The sequence below is a fragment of the Bilophila sp. 4_1_30 genome, from assembly GCF_000224655.1.
GTDB lineage: Bacteria > Desulfobacterota > Desulfovibrionia > Desulfovibrionales > Desulfovibrionaceae > Bilophila > Bilophila wadsworthia.
In genome coordinates this window covers 858,498-865,128 of sequence record NZ_JH114232.1, presented here as the reverse complement: position 1 = coordinate 865,128, position 6,631 = coordinate 858,498, and the positions used below count along the sequence as shown (strand labels likewise).

General features: G+C 61.1%; 6 protein-coding genes. 2 read left to right on the top strand and 4 right to left on the bottom strand.

The window, feature by feature from the left end:
* Positions 1 to 236: 236 nt before the first annotated feature.
* From HMPREF0178_RS10475 to HMPREF0178_RS10460, 4 genes are all read right to left on the bottom strand, one after another.
* The gene (locus HMPREF0178_RS10475) at positions 237 to 1,037 is read right to left on the bottom strand and encodes a ZIP family metal transporter (protein WP_005024936.1); all 801 of its coding nucleotides are present in this window, start codon (positions 1,035 to 1,037) and stop codon (positions 237 to 239) included.
* A gap of 366 nt (positions 1,038 to 1,403) precedes the next feature.
* A complete protein-coding gene (gene leuB / locus HMPREF0178_RS10470) occupies positions 1,404 to 2,477 on the bottom strand; it encodes a 3-isopropylmalate dehydrogenase (protein ID WP_009733387.1) in 1,074 nt (357 codons plus the stop codon).
* A 44-nt stretch (positions 2,478 to 2,521) separates the two neighbouring features.
* Positions 2,522 to 3,409, bottom strand: a complete 888-nt coding sequence (mutM, locus tag HMPREF0178_RS10465; protein WP_009733386.1) for a bifunctional DNA-formamidopyrimidine glycosylase/DNA-(apurinic or apyrimidinic site) lyase — start codon at positions 3,407 to 3,409, stop codon at positions 2,522 to 2,524.
* A gap of 101 nt (positions 3,410 to 3,510) precedes the next feature.
* Entirely contained in the window at positions 3,511 to 3,747 is a 237-nt protein-coding gene (locus tag HMPREF0178_RS10460) for a hypothetical protein (protein WP_039958923.1), read from the bottom strand.
* Positions 3,748 to 3,922: 175 nt separating this feature from the next.
* On the opposite strand from HMPREF0178_RS10460, the gene HMPREF0178_RS10455 reads away from it, so the two are divergent.
* Positions 3,923 to 4,105 carry a MarR family transcriptional regulator gene (locus HMPREF0178_RS10455; RefSeq protein ID WP_009733384.1) on the top strand — a complete coding sequence of 61 codons (183 nt, stop codon included), beginning with the start codon at positions 3,923 to 3,925 and terminating at the stop codon, positions 4,103 to 4,105.
* A gap of 236 nt (positions 4,106 to 4,341) precedes the next feature.
* On the top strand, positions 4,342 to 6,597 hold the full coding sequence (locus HMPREF0178_RS10450; RefSeq protein ID WP_009733383.1) for a vitamin B12-dependent ribonucleotide reductase: 2,256 nt from the start codon (positions 4,342 to 4,344) through the stop codon (positions 6,595 to 6,597).
* Positions 6,598 to 6,631: the final 34 nt, after the last annotated feature.

The following is a 6,631-nucleotide window of genomic DNA, read 5'->3' as shown; positions in this document are numbered from 1 at the left end:
CCCCCCTCCAAACCTCCCCCACCCTCTTCAAAGATTTTCGACTTTATCGAATCCCTCTTGAGGGTCATTTCCGCAGACTGAAGAAACAGCCCGAACGAACCCCGTTCAGGCTGTTTTTCTTACCAATGATGAACCGAAGACGGAACGAACTCCCTTCGCGCGGCCTCCCCACCAGTCAAAAGTCTTTGGAGGGGAAGGGAACCCTTTCTTCAGAAATCCCCTCCCCAATCAACCACCTAAGCCAGCGCCACATCAAGGCACATCATCACTACAAAACCGATGATCACGCCGAGGCTGGCCGCATCGCCGTGGCCGGAGGCGTGGGACTCGGGAATCACTTCTTCGACGACCACAAAAATCATGGCCCCGGCGGCAAAAGCCAGAGCAAAGGGAAGAATGGGTTCGGCGATACCCACGACCAGCGCCCCGAAAACAGCGGCTATGGGCTCGACGATGCCGGAAAGCTGCCCAAAGAAGAAGGCGCGATTTTTGGAAAAGCCCTCCCGAAGCAACGGCACGGATACGGCCACGCCCTCGGGGATGTTTTGCAGCCCCATACCGAACATCAGGGTCATGGCCCCGGCGATGCTGGCTTCGGGAGCGCCTGAGGCCGCAGCCCCGAACGCTACGCCCACGGCGAGCCCTTCCGGAATATTGTGCAGGGTAATGGCGAACACGAGCAGCGCACTGCGGGGCAGCTTCGAAGGCGGGCCATCAGGGACATTTTCCGTAGGATGGATATGCGGCAGGATGAGGTCAACCAGACGCAATACCCCTGCCCCGGCAAGAAAGCCCAGCGCCACGGGAACACAGGCCAACCGGCCGAGATGTGAACTCATCTCCAGCGCGGGGGCGAGCAACGACCAGTAGGAAGCGGCGATCATTACACCCGCCGCGAAACCGAGCATCACGTCGAGCGTCCGGCGGGAAAACGATTTCGCGGTGTAGACCATGCCCGCCCCGAATGCGGTAAACGCCCATGTACAGCACCCCGCAAGCAGAGCCATCCCCACGGGGGAACTGAAAAAATCCGTCATAAATGCCGCCTCCGACAATTACGAAAACCATCCTGTATTCAATCCCAACGCACTCATTCCGGCGCGTACAAAGGGAATATCCACCCTCTTCCACGCTTGAAATCCCTTCCAGAAAAACCATAAAGCCGGAGAAAACACCAGAGCTTTAGAGCCGTCCGGAAAAAAGCCGATTCCCCCTTTGGGCAACCGGCTCCGCAACTATCCCGCCCAGCCGTTCCCCTCTCTTCATATCAGGGAAAACCGCCAGCAGGGATTCAATAAAGTCAAAAGTCTTGGGAGGGAGAGAGGTGGGGGCTTGGGGGGAGGGGAGAGGGGAACCTTTCTTCAGAAAGGTTCCCTCTCCCCTCCCCCAATTTTCCCAATATGCTACATACTTTCAATAACCTTATCGCCCATGTCGGTGGTGGAAAGCTGCGTCTTCCCGGCTTCCATGATGTCGCCGGTGCGGAAACCGTCGCTGAGCACCTTGTGCACGGCACCTTCAATGGCGGCGGCTTCGGCATCCATATCGAAGGCAAGGCGGAGCATCATCGCGGCGGACAGGATCGTCGCCAGCGGATTGGCTTTGCCCTGCCCGGCGATGTCGGGCGCGGAGCCGTGGATGGGCTCGAACAGGCCGGGATTGCCCGTGCCGAGGGAGGCGGAAGGCAACATCCCGATGGAACCGGTGATGACGGAAGCTTCGTCTGAGAGGATGTCACCGAAAAGGTTGCCGGTCACGATGACGTCGAACTGCGAAGGATCACGCACCAACTGCATGGCGGCATTGTCCACATAAAGATGGGTCAGTTCCACGTCGGGGAATTCCTTGCCCACTTCAATCATCACTTCGCGCCACACGCGGGACACGGCAAGCACGTTGGCCTTGTCCACGGAGCACACCTTCTTGCGGCGCTTGCGGGCCGTGGAGAAGGCCACCCGGCCGATGCGGGCGATTTCCTCTTCGTTGTAAATCATGGTGTTGAAGCCGGTGCGCAGGCCGTCGCGGACTTCGGTGCCGGCGGGCTGGCCGAAATAGATGCCGCCCGTCAGTTCGCGCACGACGATGAGATCAAGGCCCTTGGCGGAAATGTCGGGACGCAGCAGGCACGCGCCGGCAAGTTCGGGGAACAGGGTCGCGGGACGCAGGTTGGCGAACAGTCCGAGGGCTTTGCGGATACCGAGCAGGCCGCGTTCGGGACGGATGGCGGGATCGATGGTGTCCCACTTGGGGCCGCCCACCGCGCCGAGGAACACCGCATCGGCGGCCTTGCAGGCCTCCACGGTAGCGTCGGGCAGCGGCACGCCCACGGCGTCGATGGCGGCGCCTCCGAGCAGGGCTTCCGTCATGGTGAACGAATGACCGAATTTCTTTTCCACGGCGCGAAGCACTTTCACGGCTTCGGCAACAATCTCTGGGCCAATGCCGTCACCCGGCAACAGGCAGATCGTCTTCTGCATTCTTCAATCCTTACGGTCTAGTAAAAGGGTTGTATGAACGAATGTCAGGCAAGCTGACAGTTCGGGCAAAAAACGGTGGCCCGCCCCGCGATGCGGCAGCTTTCCAGCGGGGTCCCGCACTCAAGGCAGGCCTCGCCGGAACGGCCGTACACCCGGAAGGCGTTCTGAAAAGCCCCGGCGTCGCCCCGTGCCGTACGGTAGTCCCGGATGGAACTGCCGCACGCGTCAATGGATTCGAGCAGGACTTCCCGCAAGGCCGCGTGAAGCCGTTTCAGACGGTCGGCGGACACGAGCTGCGCGTCGGGCCGGATACCCGCGCGGAACAGGCTTTCGTCCGCGTAAATATTCCCGCACCCCGCCAGCACGGACTGATCAAGGAGCAACGCCTTGATCTTGCCCCGCCGCCCGGCAAAACGGGCTGCAAAGGCATCGGCGTCCATCTCCAGCGGTTCCGGGCCGAGCCTGTTCCAGAACGGCCAGCAGGCAACGGAGGAAGGCGACAGAACCCGCACATAGCCGAATTTGCGCGCGTCATCGAAAAAGAGGCGCGAACCGTCGTCAAGGTCGAAGAGGAGCCGGGTATGTTTTTCCGGAGGGGTGCCCGCAGGATACACGAACAGGCGGCCCGTCATTTTGAGATGGAACCCAAGCCCGGTAATGCGTTCATCCCCGCAGGCAAGGCACCGGGCCAGCGAACCGGACGGACAGGCCTCGTCCACAGGAGGCAGCGGCTCCGAGCCGAAAGCAAGAGGCAACAGCAACAGCTTGCCGCGGCGTCCCGGACGGCCGATGATGCCGCCCACAACCTTGCCGAGCGGAATCGTCCCCTCAAAGGTGGAAGGGTTGAGCAGCTCGCAAGCCACAATGCGCCGCCCCTCGACTTGCGGAGCGAGGGTACGGGCGATGGTTTCGACTTCGGGCAATTCAGGCATGGGATCTCCGAGGGCTGAAACAGGCCGCACCCACTCGTTCGCCAATGGAAAAGCCTTGTCAGGGAAATTCCGAGGACGCACGGTCCGGCCAGCGGCAAACCCTACTCGGCTTTCTGGAAGGCTTCCATCAAAATGGCCTCATCCTCGGGACGGGCCACAATATCCAGTTCGGCATATCCGCCGTGGCAATGAAACGCGCCGTCGCGCAATTCCACATAACCGGCCCCGAGCACCCGCCCGTAGGGGAGCTGTTCGCGCATGTCGCCGTGGTCCACGCGGCGGGGGAACACGAAGCTGACCGGCTGCCCCGCAAAATCTTCCATGATGAGATATTTCATACCGCTATCCTTTTCCTCGGAACGTAGCGCCTTTTCCCGCAAAAATCCAGACGATTGCCGCCCCGCTTCTCCGGCGTTCGGCACATAAAATCCTTGACAGGAACAGAGGAATTTGATTATCAGGAATTGTTCCTAAAAAAATACCGGCGGCAGAGCCGCTTCACGGAGGTCCATTATGGCAGTTACAGCTGAACAGGTTCTCAAGGCCATGCAGGATGCGGGCAAGCCCGTCCGCCCCGGCGACGTCGCCAAAGCCCTTGATGTCGATTCCAAAGAAGTGTCCAAAGCCATCGACGAACTGAAGAAATCAGGCAAGATCATGTCCCCGAAGCGTTGCTACTACGCTCCGGCCGAGTAGCCCTCCCCGTCAACAACTTCTCGCTTCCACCCCCTGAGGGTCGCCTCAGGGGGCTTTTGGCGTTGTGGAAGACGAGAATCTAACATGGCGTTTTTCCATAAAAATTTTTCTCCTGCCGATTTTTCCAAAAATGCGCGGTGGTTCCCGTTCCGGCCCCATTTCCCGAGATAGCCTTTTCCTTCCCGACCGCGTATCGTGGAGAACCCGTTAAGACCACAAACAACGCTGGTGCCACCATGATGAATATGCCTCTCAATCTCACTCCCCCCGTTATCAATCCCAATGCGGAAAAAGTCCTTTCCAAGCGCTATTACCGCAAGGACGAGAACGGCCAATGCGTCGAGGATGCGACCGGACTCTTCTGGCGCGTAGCGTCCTCCATAGCCGCCGAGGAAGCCAAATACGAACAGTCCCCGTGGAAACCCGACGCGCTGGCCCGTGCCTTCTACGACATGATGACCGATTGGCGCTTCCTGCCCAATTCGCCCACGCTGATGAACGCGGGCTCCGAGCTCGGCCAGCTTTCGGCCTGCTTCGTACTCCCCGTCGGCGACTCCATCGAAGAAATTTTCGACGCCGTAAAATTCGCCGCCATGATCCACAAGTCCGGCGGCGGCACGGGCTTCTCCTTTTCCCGTCTGCGGCCCAAGAACTCCCGCGTGGGCACGACCGGCGGCGTGGCCTCCGGCCCGGTGTCCTTTCTGCGCATCTTCAACACCGCCACCGAGCAGATCAAGCAGGGCGGCACCCGGCGCGGCGCGAACATGGGCATCCTGCGCATCGATCACCCGGACATCCTCGAATTCATCCGGGCCAAAGAGCAGGAAGGCGAATTCAACAACTTCAACCTCTCCGTAGGCATTACCGAAGCCTTCATGCAGGCCGTGGAGCAGGATCGGGACTACGCCCTCGTCAACCCCGCCAGCGGCAAGGAGCAGGGACGCCTCAACGCCCGCGAAGTATTCAACCTGCTGGTGGACAAGGCGTGGCAAAGCGGCGATCCCGGCATCATCTTCCTTGACCGGATCAACCGCGACAACCCCACTCCGGCGCAGGGCGAGATCGAAAGCACCAACCCCTGCGGCGAACAGCCCCTGCTGCCCTATGAAGCCTGCAACCTCGGCTCGCTGAACCTTTCCAGCTTTTTCGTGCCGGGGCACCTCGACGAAACCAACCCCGCCGACCGGGGCATCGACTGGGCGGGGCTCGAACGGACCATCGCGCTGGCCGTCCGCTTCCTCGACAACGTGGTGGACGCCTCGCAATTCCCCCTCGAACGGATTGCCGAACAGGTGCGCCGCAACCGCAAGATCGGCCTTGGGGTTATGGGCTGGGCCGATCTTCTGTACCAGCTCCACATCCCCTACGATTCGGCGGACGCCATCACGCTGGCCGAACGGATTATGGACTTCATCGAAACGCGCGGCCGGGCGGCTTCCATCCAGCTCGCGGCGGAACGCGGGCCCTTCCCGGCCTACGAAACGTCCATCTATCCCACCAAAGGCATCCCGCCCCTGCGCAATGCGACCATCACGACCATCGCGCCCACGGGCACGCTGTCGATCCTCGCGGGCTGCTCGTCCGGCGTGGAACCGCTGTTCGCCCTGAGCTTCGCCCGCAACGTCATGGACGGCGAACGCCTTGTGGAAGTGAACCCCCATTTCGAGGAAGCCTTGCGCGAAATCGACTGCTACAGCCAGCCGCTTCTGGAAGGCGTGGCGGAGCTCGGGTCCATCCAGAGCCTCGACCAGCTTCCCGAAGATCTGCGCCGGGTATTCGTGACCGCGATGGACATCGCGCCCGAGTGGCATCTCCGTATGCAGGCGGCTTTCCAGCGCCACACGGACAACGCCGTGTCCAAAACCGTAAACCTGCCCAACTCGGCCACGCGCGACGACATTTTCGCCATTTACTGGATGGCCTACGAGGAAGGCTGCAAGGGCGTCACCGTCTACCGCGACGGCAGCAAATCCACGCAGGTGCTGACCACGAGCGCCCCCGCCGCAAAGCCATCCGAGGAGTCGCAAGTGCGCGTGCGCAAGCGCCCCGACTTCGTAACCGGGTTCACGCAAAAGGTGCAGACCGGGCTCGGCGGCATGTATCTTACGGTGAACGAGGTGGACGGCAAGCCTTTCGAGATTTTCGCGACCATCGGCAAGTCCGGGCATTCCGTGACCGCCAAGGCCGAGGCCATCGGACGGCTCGTTTCTCTGGCCTTCCGATCCGGCATCGACGTTGCCGACGTGGTGGGGCAGCTCAAGGGCATTGGCGGCGAGCATCCCATATTCCAGAAGAAGGGCCTTCTGCTCTCGATTCCCGACGCCATCGCGTGGGTACTCGAAAACCGTTATCTCAAGGGCAGGAACCCCGTACCCACGCACACCGTTTCGGCCTTCGACCGTCAGCTTTGCCCCGACTGCGGCGGCGAGCTCGTTTTTCAGGAAGGCTGCCATCGCTGCCCCAACTGCGCCTACACCAAGTGCGGCGGCTGATATAGGGAAGGAAAAAGATTGGAGGGGGCGGGGA

Bases quoted from the DNA above. Each gene is read 5' to 3' on its own strand.
- HMPREF0178_RS10475 (WP_005024936.1), bottom strand. From the start codon at position 1,037: ATGACGGATTTTTTCAGTTCCCCCGTGGGGATGGCTCTGCTTGCGGGG.
- leuB (WP_009733387.1), bottom strand. From the start codon at position 2,477: ATGCAGAAGACGATCTGCCTGTTGCCGGGTGACGGCATTGGCCCAGAG.
- mutM (WP_009733386.1), bottom strand. From the start codon at position 3,409: ATGCCTGAATTGCCCGAAGTCGAAACCATCGCCCGTACCCTCGCTCCG.
- HMPREF0178_RS10460 (WP_039958923.1), bottom strand. From the start codon at position 3,747: ATGAAATATCTCATCATGGAAGATTTTGCGGGGCAGCCGGTCAGCTTC.
- HMPREF0178_RS10455 (WP_009733384.1), top strand. From the start codon at position 3,923: ATGGCAGTTACAGCTGAACAGGTTCTCAAGGCCATGCAGGATGCGGGC.
- HMPREF0178_RS10450 (WP_009733383.1), top strand. From the start codon at position 4,342: ATGATGAATATGCCTCTCAATCTCACTCCCCCCGTTATCAATCCCAAT.